Source organism: Streptomyces sp. NBC_00996, assembly GCF_045162675.1.
Lineage (GTDB): Bacteria > Actinomycetota > Actinomycetes > Streptomycetales > Streptomycetaceae > Streptomyces.
The window spans coordinates 10369639-10386042 of sequence record NZ_CP108723.1 but is presented as its reverse complement, the minus strand read 5'-3'; the positions used below and the strand labels follow the sequence as shown (position 1 = coordinate 10386042).

The window sequence follows — 16404 nt, the reverse complement described above, 5'->3', positions numbered from 1 at the left end:
ATGACAGTGGTGCCGCAGGGTGGAGGCGGTGTCGCCCGAGGCGGCGGAACCGGCAACCTCTACGACGTCCTGGAACTCATTCTTGATCGCGGACTCGTCATCGACGTATTCGTCCGCGTGTCGCTGGTAGGGATCGAAATCCTCAAGATCGACGCTCGCATCGTCGTGGCCAGCGTCGACACCTATTTGCGTTTCGCCGAAGCCTGCAACCGCCTTGACCTCGAGGCCGGGAGAAAGGCACCCACCCAATTGACCGACATCGTCGGAGAGTCGGTGGAGAGCGGAGCAAGAGGCAAATCCAAGGGAGCCCTCTCCGGCGCCGTGGAAGCGGTGACGGATTCCCTCAAAGGCGTCACCGACCGTGACAACGGCGACGAAGAGTCCGAGGAAGAAGACGAGGACAAGGAAAGGGAACCCGTGGAGAGGCGACGGCGGCCGGTTCGGCGCACCCCCCGACGTGAGCGCGAAAGGGGCTCGCCCCGCGAGAAGGAATGAGCCATGGCCGTATACATCTACTCCATCACCGGCAAGCAGCACCCGCTCCACATCGACGACCTCAGCGGTGTCGGTGAGTCATCGGCCGGCTTGCGGACAGTGACTGCTGGACCGCTGTGCGCTGTGGTGAGCGACGCCCCGGAGGATTTGCGCCCCAAGCGCCGCGACATCATCGCCCACCAGGAAGTGCAGCAGCACCTCATGGCAGACGGCACTGTCCTGCCTATGCGGTTCGGCCTCCTGGCCGCGGACGACGAGGCCGTACGACTTGCCCTGGAGCAGAATTCCGAGGACTACACGGACAGGCTTCATGTGCTGGAGGGGTGCGTCGAATACAACCTGAAGGCATCGCAGGAAGAGGACGCTCTGCTGCGTCAGATCCTTCGGGAATCGAATGTGGCACGAGAGCTCAATGACGAGATCCGCCGCGGGACCGCAGGGCCTGACGCGTCAATGCGGCTCGGCGAGCTGGTCGCCCAGGAGGTACAGGCACGGCAGGAGGCGCTGGCCACGGGTGTGCGCGAAGCACTGCGCCCCTTCGCCCGACAGATTGAATCCTCCCACCCGACAGGTTCCGACTTCCTCAGTGTGTCGTTCCTGGTGTCCGAGGACCAAGAAGAGGCATTCCTCACTACGGAGTTGAGCGTCGCCCACCAGTTGGGTGACGACTTCGACTTCCGGCTCAACGGTCCCCTTCCTCCCTACAGCTTCGTCTGAAGGAGTTCTCATGGGCCTGTTCACGCAGCTGGTCACCCTTCCCATAGCGCCCGTGCGTGGCGTCGGCTGGGTCGTGGAGCGCGTCCTGGAGGAAGCCGAGAACGTGTACTACGACCCCGCACCGGTGCACCGCGAACTCGCCGAGCTCGAGCGGCGGCTTGTCGCGGGAGAGATCGACGAGGAGACGTTCGACCGGCGTGAGGACGAACTGCTCGACCGGCTGGAGGAGATCCGAGCCCGACAGCAGGGCTGACATCCCGGCATCCGGCACGAGGGAACATGAGGCCGCCACCGTGACTGAACCCCTGGCCAACAGGCTTGGTTCCTACCCGTCCAGAGCCGCGCCGCCGTACGGGCAGGGCTCCTCCGCCAATCTCGCCGACATCCTTGAACGGGTGCTCGACAAAGGCATCGTCATCGCAGGCGACATACAGATCAACCTGCTCGACATCGAGCTGTTGACCATCAAACTGCGACTCCTGGTCGCCTCCGTCGACAAAGCGAAGGAAATGGGCATCGACTGGTGGGAGCACGACCCCGCGCTCTCTTCCCGGAGCAGGGACGAACACTCTCTCGCCGAGGAAAACCGCCGTTTGCGGGCCGAGATCGACGCCCTCCGCGAGGGAACCGAACTCCCCTCGCACGAGGAAGCGCACCGGGACACCGGAAGCCGTCGCCGGGGAAGTGCTCGCGATGAGTGACCTGATGACCTACGCGTATGCCGTGGTACCCCGGGCCGAGGGACTGCGGGAGGCAACCACGACGCTGCGGGGTGTAGCCGACGCCCCCGTCCGCCTCGTCGCCGACGCGCGCGACGACCGGGTGATGCTCGTGGTGAGCCATGTACCCGCCCAGGACTTCCAGGAGGGCGCTCTCAAGCAACATCTCGAGGATCTGGAATGGCTGGAGGCGGTCGCCCGCGCCCACCACGGTGTCATAGAGGCGTTGGCCGCGCGCACCACCGTCCTTCCGCTGCGCCTGGCGACCGTCTACCTCGACGACAACAGAGCCCGGGACGTGCTGGAAGCGGGCCGGAACATGTTCGCGGAGCGTCTGGCCCGACTCGCCGAACATGTCGAATGGGGGGTCAAAATCTATGTCGAGCCCTCGGCGGCCCCAGCAGCCCCGGCTGCTCCGTCGGCAGACCTGCCCCCTGGGCGCGCCTACCTACGCGACCGCAGGCAACAGCAGAGTGTGCGCGACAGTGTGTACCAGGCGGCGCAGCAGGCCGCCGAGCGAGTGGAGACCGCGGGGCGCAAGCACGCCGCCGAGCGGGTCCGGCATCGTGTGCAGCAGGGCGCTCTCGCCAACGCGGCCGGCGGGGGCGAGAACGTCGTCAATGACGCGTACCTCGTGTCCCTGACGCGTTGCGAAGAGTTCCTGGCCGATGTGACACACGCCGCCGACGGGCTGCCAGGGGTCCGAGTCGAGGCCACCGGTCCCTGGGCGCCGTACTCATTCGCCATGCCCCTCAGCGGTGCCGCGGAGAGCGTGCCGCCATGATCACGCCTGGCCCGCCGCCCCCGGCAGAGCGCCTGCCTCAGCGGCAGGTCGCTCTCATCGATCTGTTGGACCGACTCTTGAGCGGTGGGGTCGTACTCACCGGTGACGTGATGCTGTCCATCGCAGACATCGATCTCGTACGTGTTTCGCTGCGAGCCCTGATCGTTTCCATCAGCGCGCGGAATCCCTCACCATGGGCGGGGACGGACCCGCTGCGAGGCGGCGACCATGACGCTTGATGGGGACAGCCGGCCGCCACGTCGCGCCGACGAGGTCGCGGAGGCCGCCGCACGTGCTTTCCGGCTGCTCCCTGCCGCCCCACGCGACTTGGGCCCGCCCGCCGGCAAGGGCTCGCGTTCCCCGGCTCGGCGGATCAGCTCCGATCCCGACACGGTGGAACGGGACCTCATCAGGCTGGTCCTCACTCTCGTGGAGTTGCTGCGCCAGCTCATGGAGCGACAGGCATTGCACCGCGTCGACCAGGGAGACCTCAGCGACGAGCAGGAGGAACGCCTGGGAGCGACGCTCATGCTGCTCCACGACCGCATGAGCGACCTGTGTGCTCAGTACGGACTGACCATGGAGGACCTCAACCTGGACCTCGGGCCGCTGGGCACATTGCTCCCGCCCTCCGACTGAACGCCGGATTTCGGGATGAGGTGCCATCCGGGCCGTACTGTCCCCGACAACGGGTACTCGCCTTTCCGTGCCAAGTCCGCGCGGCGGTACCGCGTCCGTGCGGTGGATACGCGAAGGAGGCGCAGCGATGAGCATGGTGAAGGAATCGGTCGAGGTCGATGTCCCTGTCCGTACCGCGTACAACCAGTGGACGCAATTCGAGGAGTTCCCGAAGTTCATGGAGGGCGTCGAGAAGGTGACACAGCTCGACGAAACCCACAACCACTGGACCACCAAGATCGGCGGCGTGCGGCGGGAGTTCGACACCGAGATCGTGGACCAGCTCCCGGACGAAAGGGTCGCCTGGCGCACGATCAGCGGCGACATCCAGCAGATGGGCATGGTGCGATTCCAGAGCCTGGACACCACACACACCCGTGTGGAGCTCGTCATGGACATCGAACCGAGTGGGGCGGCCGAAAAGACCGCGGACGTGTTCGGAATGATCGATCGTCGCGTCAAGGGCGACATGCGGCGCTTCAAGGAATACATCGAAGAGCACGGCGGCGAATCCGGTTCGTGGCGCGGCCGTGTCACCCCGGGATGACCGCTCCATTCGTGTCACGCTCCATAAGCCCTACCATCTCTTCTCACGCTCCCTAAGCCCTCCCGTCGGAGGTGTTCCCGGCGCGGGGCCTTCGGCGCGATGAGCCGCATCGCGCGAGGGCTTGGGGATCGATGGCGCCGCCTCCGGCGGTCGGCCACGCGGAACCCCCACGAGGACACCGCGCCACTTTTGCAGGGCGCGAGTGTCCTCGCCCCCGTCGCGGATGAGAGCGGCCATGTGAGACGTTCTGGATCGCGGGTACTTCGTACCCATGGATTTCTGGCCGAAAGAACCACCGTTGCCGCCGAGCCGAGGCAGAATCTCTGCGGCGATCACCGAATACTTGAGGAGTACAGGGCCGCCCCCCGATGACAAGACGATTGCCGACGCATTCCCCTTTGGCGATGACTGGCAACTCGGCCTGTATCTCTGTTACGAACTGCATTACCGAGGTTTCGCGGACGTAGCCGCCGCTCGGGAATGGGACCCCGACCTGCTCAGGGTCCGTGCAGCACTGGAGCAGCCGTACCTCGAGGCCCTGCGCGACAGGGCGGCATGGCACGAGCGCGCCGACGAGGCACTGGACGAGCTGGTCGTCGAGCCCGTCGCCGGCAAGGGTGTCACGCACTTCCTCCAGGACGACGGCGAGCTGTGGCAGCTGCGCGAGTACGCAGCCCAGCGATCGCTGTACCACCTCAAGGAGGCCGACCCGCACGCCTGGGTACTGCCCCGATTGTGGGGCCGAGCAAAGGCGGGCATGGCTGCCGTCGAGTTCGACGAGTTCGGGGGCGGCCGGGCCGAGCGCGTGCACGCGCGACTCTTCGCCGACCTCATGGCGGACCTCGGCCTGGACACGGCCTACGGGCACTACCTCGGCGCCGCATCCGCCGAGGCCCTCGCCGTCGTGAACCTGATGTCACTCTTCGGCCTGCACCGCGCACTGCGAGGCGCCTTGGTGGGTCACTTCGCCACCGTCGAGATCACCTCGTCGCCCGGTTCGCGGCGGCTCGCTCAGGCCATGCGGCGCACCGGCGCGGGACCGGCCGCCGAGCACTTCTACGACGAACACGTCGAGGCCGACGCCGTGCACGAACAGGTCGTCCGCCGTGAGGTCGTCGCGGGCCTCCTCCAAGAGGAACCCCACCTCGACGGCGACGTCGCGTTCGGCGTGGACGCCACCGGCTACGTCGAGGACCGCCTCGCCGACCAACTCCTCCACGCCTGGCGGGCAGGCAAGTCATCTCTGTACGCACCCGTCTGACCAGCCGACCGCCGAACAGCTTTACCGACACCGAGCGAGACGAAACATCCATGATTCCCCTGTCACTTCCCGTTGCACTTCCCGGGGTCTACACCCCCCAGCGCGACACCGAGTTGCTCGTCCGAACGCTGCGTCACGAACCTCTTCCCCCGCTGGCTGAAGTCCTCGATGTCGGCACGGGAACAGGCGCTGTCGCTCTGGCCGCCGCGCGGCTCGGCGCGCACGTCACAGCCGTCGACATTTCCTGGCGAGCGGTTCTCAACGCCAGGGTCAACGCCGTGCTGGCGCGCCTCCCACTGCGCGTCATGCGCGGCGACCTGCTGGCTCCGGTGTGGGGCCGGTCTTTCGACCTCATCTTGACGAACCCGCCGTACGTGCCGACCCCCGACGCCTGCTGCCCCCGACGGGGGGCGGCCCGGGCCTGGGATGCCGGATACGACGGCCGCCTCGTACTGGATCGTCTCTGCCAGGACGCTCCCGCGTTGCTTCGGCGGGGCGGGGTGCTCCTCCTGGTCCAGTCCACCCTGAGTGGTGCGGAAAGGACGCTGAGGCAGTTGCGGGCGGCGGGCCTGAGCGCGGGCATCGTAGAACAGCACCGCATCGCTTTTGGGCCGGTCCTGCGCGCACGGAGCGCTTGGCTGCGCAACCACGGCCTGGTGGACGGCAATGAGGAGAAGGAAGAGCTGGTGATCATTCGTGCAGAACGACCCCGCGGCACGACGCCGCCGCATCACAGCCCCACGCGCTGGGCCCCTGCTCGTTGAAGGTCCGGTCGACGTCACCCTCGACGACGGCACCACCATGTCGTCCGACCGGTTCTGCGTGGCCCTGTGCACCTGCCGCCGCAGCCGCATCTACCCGTGGTGCGACACCAGCCATCGGCGGTCCGCGAGGCCGAGCCGACCGGACAGCCCAAGGTCCGAACCGGCATCTGAACCACCTCCCTGATCCGCGCCGATACCGTCCGCGTTCCCCGGTGTGCGGCGGAGCTCGAATCGAGCGGGCGCCGACCCCGCCGGGGTTCCCGACAGCAGACGGTAGGGCGTGGCGTGGGCGACTGGCGATGCGACGCCGGTAGCGTCGCCACCGACGATCACGATCCGTACTCGGCCGATGACGTCATGTACGGAAGGGTCGTCGGAAGAGTCGAGGGCGTATCCCGCGTCACGGGGTCCGGATTCCCGGCCGAGGCGAGGGCACTCGCAAGACGCTTTTCCGTCGTCCGGCCCGTACCCCCGTACACCATCGGGCCGGGGCAGGCGGTCCGCGTAGGAGGACGATGACCGAGCTGTCAGAACGGGGCGCCGGCACCGAACAGGCCGTCTCCCGGCCCTCTCTGGGGCGAACGCTGCTGCGCTGGACGTCGACGACCGATCACAAGGTGATCGGCAACCTGTACATGGTCACGGCCTTCTGCTTCTTCCTTTTCGCCGGCCTGCTCGCGCTGGCCATGCGGGCCGAACTGGCCCGCCCTGGACTGCAGTTCGTGAACGAGTTCACCTACAACCAGTTCTTCACCATCCATGGCACCATCATGATGCTGCTCTTCGCGACGCCCATGTTCGCCGGTTTCGCGAATGCCGTGATGCCCCTGCAGATCGGCGCACCGGATGTGGCCTTCCCCCGGCTCAACGCCCTGTCGTACTGGATGTATCTGTTCGGCGGCCTGATGGTGGTCTCGGGTTTCGTGGTGCCCGGCGGGGCCGCCGCGTTCGGCTGGTTCGCCTATGCGCCGCTGAACAGCGCGTACTACTCCCCGGGCGCCGGGGGTGATCTCTGGGTGATGGGACTGGTGGTCACAGGCGTCTCCACGACGCTCGGCGCCGTCAATTTCATCACGACGATCCTGTGCCTGCGCGCCCCCGGAATGACCATGTTCCGGATGCCGGTGTTCACCTGGAACGTGCTGTTCACGTCGATTCTGGTACTGCCCGCCTTCCCCGTTCTCACCGCGGTGCTGCTGGTCCTTGAGGCGGACCGAAAATTCGGGGCGCACGTCTTCGATGCCGCCAACGGCGGCGCCATTCTGTGGCAGCACCTGTTCTGGTTCTTCGGGCATCCGGAGGTCTACATCGTCGCCCTGCCGTTCTTCGGGATCATCTCGGAGATCATTCCGGTGTTCTCGCGCAAGCCGTTGTTCGGCTATCTGCCCATGATCGGCGCGACGATCTCGATCACCATGCTGTCCGCCATTGTGTGGGCCCACCACATGTTCGCCACCGGCGCGGTGCTCCTCCCGTTCTTCTCCGTGATGTCGTTCCTGATCGCCGTGCCCACGGGCATCAAGTTCTTCGCCTGGATCGGGACGATGCACAAGGGGTCCCTGTCGTTCGAGACACCGATGCTGTGGGCGATGGGGTTCTTGGTGTCGTTCCTGCTGGGCGGGCTGAGCGGGGTGCTCATCGCCTCCCCGCCGCTCGACTTCCACGTCACCGACTCGTATTTCATCGTGGCGCATCTGCACTACGTGCTGTTCGGCACGGTGGTCTTCGCGATGTTCGGCGGTTTCTACTTCTGGTGGCCCAAGTTCACCGGGAAAATGCTCGACGAGCGCCTTGGCAAGGTGCATTTCTGGCTGCTGTTCCCGGCGTTTCAGCTCACCTTCCTGGTGCAGCACTGGCTCGGAGAAGAAGGGATGCCACGCCGGTACGCCGACTATCTTCCGGCGGACGGCTTCACGCTCCTCAACACCCTGTCGTCCGTCGGAGCGTTCTTGCTCGGTGTCTCGACGCTGCCGTTCCTGTACAACGTGTGGCGCACGGCCCGGTACGGACAACATGTCACCACGGACGATCCCTGGGGTTACGGGCGCGGACTGGAATGGGCGACGTCGTGTCCGCCTCCGCGCCACAACTTCCAGGCGCTGCCGCGGGTGCGGTCCGAGGCCCCGGCCTTCGATCTGCACCACCCCCGCATCACCAAGCAGGCGCAGGAGGAGGGTCTGCGATGAAGGTCGAAGCACTGCTCTTCGGCGGCGTCGCGGCGTTCTTCGCGGGTGCCGCCGCACTCTACGCCGCCTGGTCCGGCGATCCGACCGGTACGGCGGCCCTGATCGTCGCCTTCGCGATGGCCGCCCTGGTGTCGTTCTTCTGCACGATGCACTACCGGCGCAAGGGGCGCCGCCCCCAAGACCGTACCGATGCCGAGGTGGCGGACGGCACCGGGCCGGTGGAGTTCTTCCCCGCCGAGAGTTCGTGGCCCGTCATCACCGCGCTGGGATTCGCTGTCGCCGCCATCGGAGTGGTTTACGGTCTGTGGCTCTTCCTCATTGGTTTCGGTGTGCTGGTGCGTGGTGTTCTGGGGATGACGTTCCAGTACGTGGACCGGGGGAGTCATCAGCAGGGGTGAGCGGGGACCGGGGCGCTCCCGGCCGGAACCTCTCGACCGGCCGGTGGCCACTTTCGTAGCCCCCCTCGACCGTCTGCCGCACGTCGCCCGTCTCCTCGCCCTGCGCCAGGCGTTCCCGCTCGGCGCGCACGAGGGCCTGACACAGCCGCCGGGTCAGCATGAACGCCAGGATGGGCGCCACCACGAGGGAGATGCGCAGCAGCCAGGTCAACGTGTTGAGCGAGATCCTGAACGTCTGGGCCACCACGTCGTTGCCCCCGGCCAGCACCAGCACACCGTAGAACGTGATGCCGGCGACGCCGAGGCCCGTCCGCACGGGCCGTTCACGCGGCCGGTCGCACAGGTGCTGCTCCTCCTGCGCTTCGCCCGTCAGCCGCTGCTCGACGAACGGGTACAGGTACAGGACGAGGAAGAGCAGTCCGGGCAGGACCAAGGCCGGGAGCAGGACGTTCCACATGATGGTGTGTCCGAGGACGTTCGTCTCCCAGGGCGGCACGAGCCGCAGCGCCCCCTCCAGGAACCCCACGTACCAGTCGGGTTGCGAACCGGTCGACGCCTGGTCCGGGCGGTAAGGCCCGTACGTCCACACCGGATTGATCTGGGCAAGACCGCCGAGCAGCGCCATGACGCCGAAGACGGTGAAGAACAGGCCGCCCGAAGACGCCATGAACTGGGGGAAGAGGGGCTTGCCGCGGACGTTCGCGTTGGACCGGCCCGGTCCGCGCCACTGGGTGTGCTTCAGGTAGAAGACCAGGATCAGATGCACGGTGAGCAGGGCGATCAGCGCACCGGGCAGCAGCAGGATGTGCATGCCGTAGAGGCGGGTGACGATGTCCTCGCCCGGGAACTGGGATCCGAACGCGAACATGCTCACATAGGTGCCTACGACGGGGATCGACAACATGATGCCCTGGGCGATACGAAGTCCCGTCCCGGAGAGAAGGTCGTCGGGCAGCGAGTAGCCCGCGAAGCCCTCGGCGAGCGCCAGGACGAACAGAGTGAGGCCGAAGACCCAGTTCAGTTCGCGGGGCCTTCGGAAGGCGCCCGTGAAGAAGATCCGCAGCAGGTGCAGACCGATCGCGCCGATGAAGACCAGCGCCGCCCAGTGGTGCATCTGCCGCATGAGCAGACCGCCGCGTACGTCGAAGCTGATGTGCAGCGTGGAGTCGAACGCCTCAGACATGAGCACACCGCGCAGCGGCAGATACCCTCCGGCATACGTCACCTCGCGCATCTCCGGCTTGAACCAGAACGTCAGCCACACGCCGGTCAGCACCAGGACGATCAGGCTGTAGAGCGCCAACTCGCCCAGGAGGAACGACCAGTGGTCGGGGAAGGCTTTGCGGAGCAGTTTGCCGCCGCCGTCCGTGGTGGGCAGTCTGGCATCGACCGCGTCGGCGAAGCGTTCGCCGCTCGAGCTCACGGATGCCTCCCTCCGCACGGACTCACGGAAGCCTGTCAGTGCACGGATCTGTGCACGGGCTGAGCCCAGCTTTCCGGTCCTCCCTGCCCCCAGTCAGCCGGCGAGTACTCACCCCCGCGAAAAACGCGCCTTCGCGGGTCCTCTCCCCCCACCATCACCCGAGGCCGTGTCGCACGACATTGCTGCGCGTCCGAACGGGCCCGCACCGGCGTGCGTGCCGCGGCCCCGGGCGTGCGGCACCGCGTCATGAGGTCCGAGGGTTTCCGGCGAGCTGCACGGGCTCAATCGGGGTGGTACTCGTGCGGCCGACCGCCCTTCCACTCGACCCACACGGGATCGTCGAGGACGTCCTTGCTCAGCGCCAGGCCGGCGAGGCGTATGTACTCCACGACGTCCCCGTCGGTGTGCGCCAGGCCGATGACCTCGCTGCGCACGACGACGGGGCGGCCGCCCGACGCGATCGGCCGATGCACGACGATCGGCACTCCTGCCACTCCTCCAGCGTGCGACGCATCCGTGTCGTCTGTCGAGTCGCGCGCTCACCCGCCACGCCTCATCCCGGTGATCCGGATGTCTGAGGCCGACGGTGTGCGCTACCGGAGACGCCTGCGGCGCACAATCGCTGTGAGAGCCGCGGCCACCGCTCCTGTCAAGGCTGCCGACACGAGCACCGGGTGCCGCGCGAGCGCGGCTTCGGGAGACAGTGCGTGGGACGTTTCGTCGAAGACACCGTGAGCTCCGTGGTCGTATTCATCGGCGTCGTCCACCGGTTGCCAGAGGTTGCTTGCACGGTTGTCGGCGACGCCGTCGTCCGTCTGCTGCGACGCATAGCCGGTGCGGGCGAGGTAGCGGTCGAGCAAGGCGGGAGCCAGCTTGTCGGCGAGGATGGTCGCGGCCGTGGACGCGCCCACGTAGTACTGCTTTCGGTTCGGATGGTCCGCCGCGTGCAGGACAGCCCGGGCGGCCACTTCCGGCTGGTAGATCGGCGGGACGGGCTGGGGATGCTTCGGAAGCCGGGACTTCACCCATGAGAACTGCGGGGTGTTCACCGCCGGCATCTGCACCATGGTGATGCATACCCGGCTGCGTTCGTGCAGGAGCTCGGTGCGCACGCTCTCGGTGAAGCCGTTGACGGCGTGCTTGGCACCGCAGTAGGCGGACTGCAGCGGGATGGCGCGGTCGCCGAGGGCCGAGCCGACCTGCACGATCGCACCGGCGTCGCGCGGCAGCATGCGCTTGAGCGCGGCCCTCGTGCCGTGCACGAAGCCCAGATAGCTCACCGCGGTGACCCGCCGGTACTCATCGGGCTCGATCTCCATGAACGGTGCGAACACCGACGTGAAGGCATTGTTGACCCAGACATCGATCGGACCGAAAGCTTCTTCGGCCGCCGCCGCGGCCGCTTCGACCTGCGTATAGACGGAGACGTCGGTGGGCAATGCGAGCGCACGGCCGCCCAGTGCCTCGACATCGGCGGCCGCGGCGTCGAGGCCTGCTTTACCTCGAGCCAGCAGGACGACGTTCGCACCGCGCTGGGCGAAGAGCCGTGCGGTGGCTCGGCCGATTCCGGCGCTGGCACCGGTGACAACAACGGTCTGGGTCATGATGCTCCTCTTCGTCGTGCGAAAGGGTGCCGCGTCAGGTAGGGGCGCCGCGGCCGAGGCCTACCGCGGTCTCGAGCATGAGCGCGTGGACGAAGGCCTGGGGCAGGTTGCCGCGCAGCTGCCGTTGGGCGATGTCGTACTCCTCGGAGTACAGGCCCGCCGCCCCGCACGCGTGGCGGTTGCGTTCGAACCAGCGGTAGGCCTCCACCTCTCGTCCCTGGTGGTACTCGGCCAGTGCCATCACAAAGCCGCAGAGCAGGAAGGCTCCCTCCGCTTCCTCCAGCGGCCGTTCGTCGTGCCGGAAGCGGTAGGCGTAGTGGCTACGGGTGAGCTGGTCGGTGTAGACACGCAGGGTGGCGCGGGTGCGCGGATCGTCGGCGGCCAGCAATCCACGCACCGGGGGCAGCAGCAGGGCCGCATCCGATCCGGTGTCGTCCGGGGCGCGTTGCCAGTGGCCGTCGGGGTGCACCGCGTTCGCCGCGGTGTCGGCGAGGATCGTGGCAGCCAGGTCGGACCACTCCCGGCAGCGGGGGCCGCCGGGTGCCGCCTCCGCCATCCCCCGGAGTCCTGCGGCGCAGATCAGACGACTGTGCGTCCAGGCCCGGGCGTCCAGTTCCCAGATGCCCGCGTCCGCTTCCCGCCAGCGGCGGGCGATGGCGCCCGCCGCGATGTCCGCGGCCTGCCGGCCGTCCTTGTCGAGTCGGTCGTGACGTGCGGCGGCCGCGAACAGCAGCAGTGCTTCACCGAATGCGTCGAGCTGGAACTGGCGATTGACATGGTTCCCGATCCGGTCATGGCCGCCGGGGTAGCCGGGCAGGTCGAGCTTCCGCTGATCGGGGACAGGACCACCACTGACCGTGTACGCCGGTCTCAGCTTCGGCCCGTCCTCGTGCAGGCGGGCGCCGACGAAGCGGACGGCCTCGTCCAGCAGGGGATGAGGACCTGCCGCTGCCACGGCCTGACCCGCATAGCACTGGTCACGGATCCATGCATAGCGGTAGTCGTAGTTGCGTCCTTCTTCGGCTCGCTCCGGAAGGCTCGTGGTGGCCGCGGCGACCATGCCTCCAGCTGCGCTCGTCATACCGCGCAGCACGGCGTACGCCTGCCGCGAGTCGCCGGCGGCGACCGTGCAGTCCAGGGCGGGTACGGCTGCGGACCAGGCCCCTTCGGTCTGCGACCAGGCCTTGGACGGAGCGAGGGGCGCGTCGTCGTGCGGGGGTGTTTCGCTGAGCTCGAGCATCAGGTCGTGCCGCTCACCGGAGGCCAAGGACAAGTCGAGGGTGAACCGCGCGCCCAGAGAGTCGGCTTCGGACAGGGAGGCGTTGCCGCCGCCGGTCCAGCGCAGGTGCAGATCGCCCAGCCGTGCGGTCCATACGCCGGTCTCATCGCGCTGCGCATCGCGCACTGGCTCGGTTCCGTATCCGGCGAGTGGGTGCAGTACCACGCGGACCCGAGCGGGTGCGTCGAGGGCCAGCACGCGCCGCAGCAGCACGAGTCGACTTGCGGCGCCTGGAAAGGCCAGCGCTTCGCGGCACTCGACGATTCCGGTTTCGGTGACCCAGCGGCTGCGCCAGATCAAGGAGCCCTCCTCGTAGTAACCGCCCGGCACGAAGCGCCCCCTCGGTGTCACCGCGTAGAGGCCCGCCCCGCCGATGAGCGTGGAGAAGACGGCGTCGTCGGCCCAGCGGGGTGCGCACAGCCAACAGATCTCCCCGCGCGGGCCGATGAGTGCGCCGCGCTCACCGTCGGCGAGGAAGGCGTAGTCGTGCAGGGCCTGAGGCGGGTAGGCGCCGTGCTCGCTTGATTCGACCGTGCTCATGGCTCTTCGTCCCTACCCGGTGCGATACCGCTCCGCCTGCTCGGTGCGCAGCGTCAGACCGTGGCCCGGTGTGCCGTCACCGCCGGGACGGACGCTGCCACCGCTCGGGTCCAGGGCCCCGTCGAAGAAGAGGCCTTCGATGCGCACGTGATCGTGAAACCACTCCAGATGGCGCAGGTTGGGGACCGCGGCCGCGGCGTGTGCGTGGACGTGCGGGGCGCAGTGGCCGGAGATCTCCAGTCCCGCGGCCTCCGCCAGGGCGGCGACCCGCGTCCACACGGTGATGCCGCCGCAGCGGGTGGCATCGGCCTGAAGGCAGTCCACCGCACCGGCGCCGAGCATGTGCCCGAAGTAGGGAAGGGTGTAGCCGTACTCGCCTGCCGTCACCTCGGGCAGGACAGCGGCCCGGATCCGCGCCAGGCCGTCCAGGTCGTCGGAGGAGACCGGCTCCTCGAACCAGGTGACGCCCTGGTCGTGGAGGTGCCGGGCGAGCCGGATCGCCTGTTTGCAGGTGTAGGCGCCGTTGGCGTCCACATACAGTTCCGACGCGTCGCCGACGCTGCGGCGCGCCCATGCGATCCGCTCCAGGTCGCGCTGCTCGGCCCGGCCCCAGGACTCCCCGATCTTGATTTTCACGCGTGGGATGTCCTGCTCCTCCACCCATCGACGCAGCTGACGGTCCTGCTGTTGCTCGTCGTAGGTGGTGAAGCCGCCACTGCCGTACACGGGCACGCTGGTGCGGCTCGCACCGAGCAGCCGCACAAGCGGTACGCCGAGGAGGCGGGCTTTGAGATCCCACAGGGCGATGTCCACGGCCGAGATCGCTCCGGCGATCAGGCCAGGGCGACCGGCGTTGCGCACCGCCCGGTTCATTGCCTCGTTGGCGGCGGGGACATCCCACACGCACCGTCCGCCGACGACGTCGGCCAGCTGCCGTTCGACGACTTCAGCGGTTGCGGCCGCGCCGTAGGTGTAGCCCAGTCCCGTGGCATCGCCGGAGCGCGCTTGGACGATGACCATGGTGGTCGAGTCCCAGGCGAGTGTGCCGTCGCCTTCCGGCGCGTCGGTGGGAACGGTGTACACCGCGGTCCCGAGCCCGTCCACGAGGGGCTCGGTCCCGTCGGCGGTGCGAGAGGCCATCAGCCTTCCTGATCCGGCGTACTCGGTCTGTCGTCGCGGTGCTTACCACCAGGGAGCAGTTCCTGCACCTTCGCCTTCAGTCCTTGCCGGATCATGCCGACACGATCGCTGTCCCCCTTCACAATGGCGGAGGCCGCGGCCTCGATCTGGTCGAGACTGGCGTGCGGAGGGACCGGCGGTACGGCGGGATCGGTGCGGAAGTCGATGACGAACGGCCGGTCGGCGCCGAGCGCCTGCTGCCAAGCGTCCTCCACCTCCCCCGGCTTCTCCACCCGTACCCCGCCGAGGCCGATGGAGCGCGCGAAGTCGGCGTACGGCACGTCCGGGAGTGCCTGGGAAGGCAGGAACTGCGGGGCGCCGGACATAGCACGCATCTCCCAGGTGACCTGGTTGAGGTCCTGGTTGTTGAGGACGGCGACGATCAGCCGCCGGTCCTGCCACTCGGGCCAGTACTTGGCGGCGGTGATGAGTTCGGCCATACCGTTCATCTGCATCGCTCCGTCCCCCACGATCGCCAGAACCGGACGGTCGGGGTGGGCGAACTTGGCACCGATGACGTACGGCACACCCGGCCCCATCGTGGCCAGCGTGCCGGACAGGGAGCCACGCATGTTTCCGCGCATACGCAGGTGCCGTGCGTACCAGTTCGCCGCGGAGCCGGAGTCGGCGGCCAGAATCACGTTGTCCGGCAGAAGTGCGTCGAGGGCGTGCACGACGTACTCCGGGTTGATCGGGTCCGCGTCCACGGCTGCGCGACGTTCCATGACCTCCCACCAGCGAGCCGTGTCCTTCTCGATCTTCTTGCGCCACTTGCCGTGCTTCTTCCGCTTCAGCTGAGGCAGCAGAAGCTTGAGTGTTTCCTTCGCGTCGCCGACGAGGTTGACCTCGAAGGGATAGCGCAGCCCCACCATGAACGGGTCGATGTCGATCTGTACGGCACGGGCCTGCCCGAACTCCGGCAGGAACTGTGTGTAGGGGAAGCTGGAGCCGATGACCAGCAGGGTGTCGCACTCCTGCATCAACTCGTACGAGGGCCGGGTGCCGAGCAGCCCGATCGAGCCCGTGACGTACGGCAGGTCGTCCGGGAGGGCATCCTTGCCCAGCAGGGCCTTGGCCACCCCCGCGCCGAGCACGTCGGCGAGTTCCTCGACCTCGGCGCGTGCGCCGCGCGCTCCCTGACCGATCAGGATGGCAACCTTCTCCCCCTCGTCGAGCACCTGGGCGGCACGAGCGATGTCCGCGGCGGCCGGGACCGGGGCGTAATGAGCCATGCCGAGACTGGAGGGGACCATCTTGAAGGCGTGTGTCGGCGCGGAGTAGTCGAGCTCCTGCACGTCGGCGGGGATGACGACCGCGGTCACGGTCCGCTTGGCGTAGGCGGTGCGCATGGCCCGGTCGATGACGTTCGGAAGCTGTTCCGGGACTGTCACCATCTCGCAGAACTCGGAGGCGACGTCCTTGTACAGGCTCAGCAGATCGACTTCCTGCTGGTAGGAGCCACCCATGGCGCTGCGGTTGGTCTGCCCGACGATCGCCACGATCGGGACATGGTCGAGCTTCGCGTCGTAGAGGCCGTTGAGGAGGTGGATCGCTCCCGGACCGGAGGTCGCGGCGCAGACGCCGACCTTGCCGGAGAACTTGGCGTATCCGACGGCCTCGAAAGCGGACATCTCCTCATGCCGTGACTGGACGAACTTCGGCTTGTTGTCGGCTCGTCCCCAGGCGGCGAGGAGACCGTTGATGCCGTCGCCGGCGTAGGCGAAGACATGGTCGACATCCCACTCGCGCAGTCGCTGGAGGATGTAGTCGGACACCTTGATCGACACAGGAGTTCCCTTCATTGCACCGGTCGTCGATTCCGGCACCGGT

At 67.6% G+C, this 16404-nt stretch carries 19 protein-coding genes; 13 read left to right on the top strand and 6 right to left on the bottom strand.

Going from position 1 to position 16404, the window contains the following annotated elements; all coding sequences use genetic code 11:
- The 13 genes from OG390_RS48100 to OG390_RS48040 all read left to right on the top strand — a co-directional run bounded on the left by OG390_RS48100 (nt 1) and on the right by OG390_RS48040 (nt 8549).
- Nucleotides 1-495, top strand: coding sequence for a gas vesicle structural protein GvpA (locus tag OG390_RS48100; protein WP_406176959.1), 495 nt, complete (start codon nt 1-3; stop codon nt 493-495).
- 3 nt (nt 496-498) lie between these two features.
- Nucleotides 499-1212: a GvpL/GvpF family gas vesicle protein gene (locus OG390_RS48095; RefSeq protein ID WP_406176957.1), complete on the top strand. Its 714-nt coding sequence runs from the start codon at nt 499-501 to the stop codon at nt 1210-1212.
- A 10-nt stretch (nt 1213-1222) separates the two neighbouring features.
- On the top strand, nt 1223-1465 hold the full coding sequence (locus OG390_RS48090; protein ID WP_406176956.1) for a gas vesicle protein GvpG: 243 nt from the start codon (nt 1223-1225) through the stop codon (nt 1463-1465).
- A gap of 40 nt (nt 1466-1505) precedes the next feature.
- Nucleotides 1506-1913 (top strand): gas vesicle protein, encoded by a 408-nt coding sequence (locus tag OG390_RS48085; RefSeq protein WP_399081973.1) that lies wholly within the window; start codon nt 1506-1508, stop codon nt 1911-1913.
- Entirely contained in the window at nt 1906-2715 is an 810-nt protein-coding gene (locus OG390_RS48080; RefSeq protein ID WP_406176954.1) for a GvpL/GvpF family gas vesicle protein, read from the top strand. The genes OG390_RS48085 and OG390_RS48080 overlap by 8 nt, the downstream gene beginning before the upstream one ends.
- The gene (locus OG390_RS48075; protein WP_406176952.1) at nt 2712-2954 is read left to right on the top strand and encodes a gas vesicle protein; all 243 of its coding nucleotides are present in this window, start codon (nt 2712-2714) and stop codon (nt 2952-2954) included. Before OG390_RS48080 ends, OG390_RS48075 begins: the two co-directional genes overlap by 4 nt.
- Nucleotides 2944-3354 carry a gas vesicle protein K gene (locus OG390_RS48070; protein ID WP_406176950.1) on the top strand — a complete coding sequence of 137 codons (411 nt, stop codon included), beginning with the start codon at nt 2944-2946 and terminating at the stop codon, nt 3352-3354. The genes OG390_RS48075 and OG390_RS48070 overlap by 11 nt, the downstream gene beginning before the upstream one ends.
- A 127-nt stretch (nt 3355-3481) precedes the next feature.
- Nucleotides 3482-3940 carry an SRPBCC family protein gene (locus tag OG390_RS48065; protein WP_406176948.1) on the top strand — a complete coding sequence of 153 codons (459 nt, stop codon included), beginning with the start codon at nt 3482-3484 and terminating at the stop codon, nt 3938-3940.
- A gap of 271 nt (nt 3941-4211) precedes the next feature.
- Nucleotides 4212-5201, top strand: coding sequence for an iron-containing redox enzyme family protein (locus OG390_RS48060; protein WP_406176947.1), 990 nt, complete (start codon nt 4212-4214; stop codon nt 5199-5201).
- Nucleotides 5202-5251: 50 nt separating this feature from the next.
- Entirely contained in the window at nt 5252-5965 is a 714-nt protein-coding gene (locus tag OG390_RS48055; protein WP_406176945.1) for a HemK2/MTQ2 family protein methyltransferase, read from the top strand.
- Nucleotides 5898-6149: a CDGSH iron-sulfur domain-containing protein gene (locus tag OG390_RS48050; protein ID WP_406176943.1), complete on the top strand. Its 252-nt coding sequence runs from the start codon at nt 5898-5900 to the stop codon at nt 6147-6149. The genes OG390_RS48055 and OG390_RS48050 overlap by 68 nt, the downstream gene beginning before the upstream one ends.
- A 331-nt stretch (nt 6150-6480) precedes the next feature.
- Nucleotides 6481-8151 carry a cytochrome c oxidase subunit I gene (gene ctaD, locus OG390_RS48045; RefSeq protein WP_406176941.1) on the top strand — a complete coding sequence of 557 codons (1671 nt, stop codon included), beginning with the start codon at nt 6481-6483 and terminating at the stop codon, nt 8149-8151.
- Nucleotides 8148-8549 carry a cytochrome c oxidase subunit 4 gene (locus tag OG390_RS48040; protein WP_406176939.1) on the top strand — a complete coding sequence of 134 codons (402 nt, stop codon included), beginning with the start codon at nt 8148-8150 and terminating at the stop codon, nt 8547-8549. The genes ctaD and OG390_RS48040 overlap by 4 nt, the downstream gene beginning before the upstream one ends.
- Here OG390_RS48040 and OG390_RS48035 read toward each other — a convergent pair.
- The 6 genes from OG390_RS48035 to OG390_RS48010 form a co-directional block, all read right to left on the bottom strand.
- A complete protein-coding gene (locus OG390_RS48035) occupies nt 8467-9972 on the bottom strand; it encodes a cytochrome bc complex cytochrome b subunit (RefSeq protein ID WP_406176938.1) in 1506 nt (501 codons plus the stop codon). The two genes, OG390_RS48040 and OG390_RS48035, sit on opposite strands and share 83 nt — an antisense overlap.
- 281 nt (nt 9973-10253) lie before the next feature.
- On the bottom strand, nt 10254-10466 hold the full coding sequence (locus OG390_RS48030) for a hypothetical protein (RefSeq protein ID WP_399082005.1): 213 nt from the start codon (nt 10464-10466) through the stop codon (nt 10254-10256).
- A gap of 99 nt (nt 10467-10565) precedes the next feature.
- Complete coding sequence (locus OG390_RS48025; RefSeq protein ID WP_406176936.1) at nt 10566-11576, bottom strand: SDR family oxidoreductase; 1011 nt, start codon at nt 11574-11576, stop codon at nt 10566-10568.
- A 34-nt stretch (nt 11577-11610) separates the two neighbouring features.
- Nucleotides 11611-13395, bottom strand: a complete 1785-nt coding sequence (locus OG390_RS48020) for a glycoside hydrolase family 15 protein (protein ID WP_406176934.1) — start codon at nt 13393-13395, stop codon at nt 11611-11613.
- A gap of 12 nt (nt 13396-13407) precedes the next feature.
- Entirely contained in the window at nt 13408-14535 is a 1128-nt protein-coding gene (locus OG390_RS48015) for an enolase C-terminal domain-like protein (protein ID WP_406176932.1), read from the bottom strand.
- Nucleotides 14535-16376: a thiamine pyrophosphate-requiring protein gene (locus tag OG390_RS48010; protein WP_406176931.1), complete on the bottom strand. Its 1842-nt coding sequence runs from the start codon at nt 16374-16376 to the stop codon at nt 14535-14537. Before OG390_RS48010 ends, OG390_RS48015 begins: the two co-directional genes overlap by 1 nt.
- Between the last annotated feature and the right edge of the window lie 28 nt (nt 16377-16404).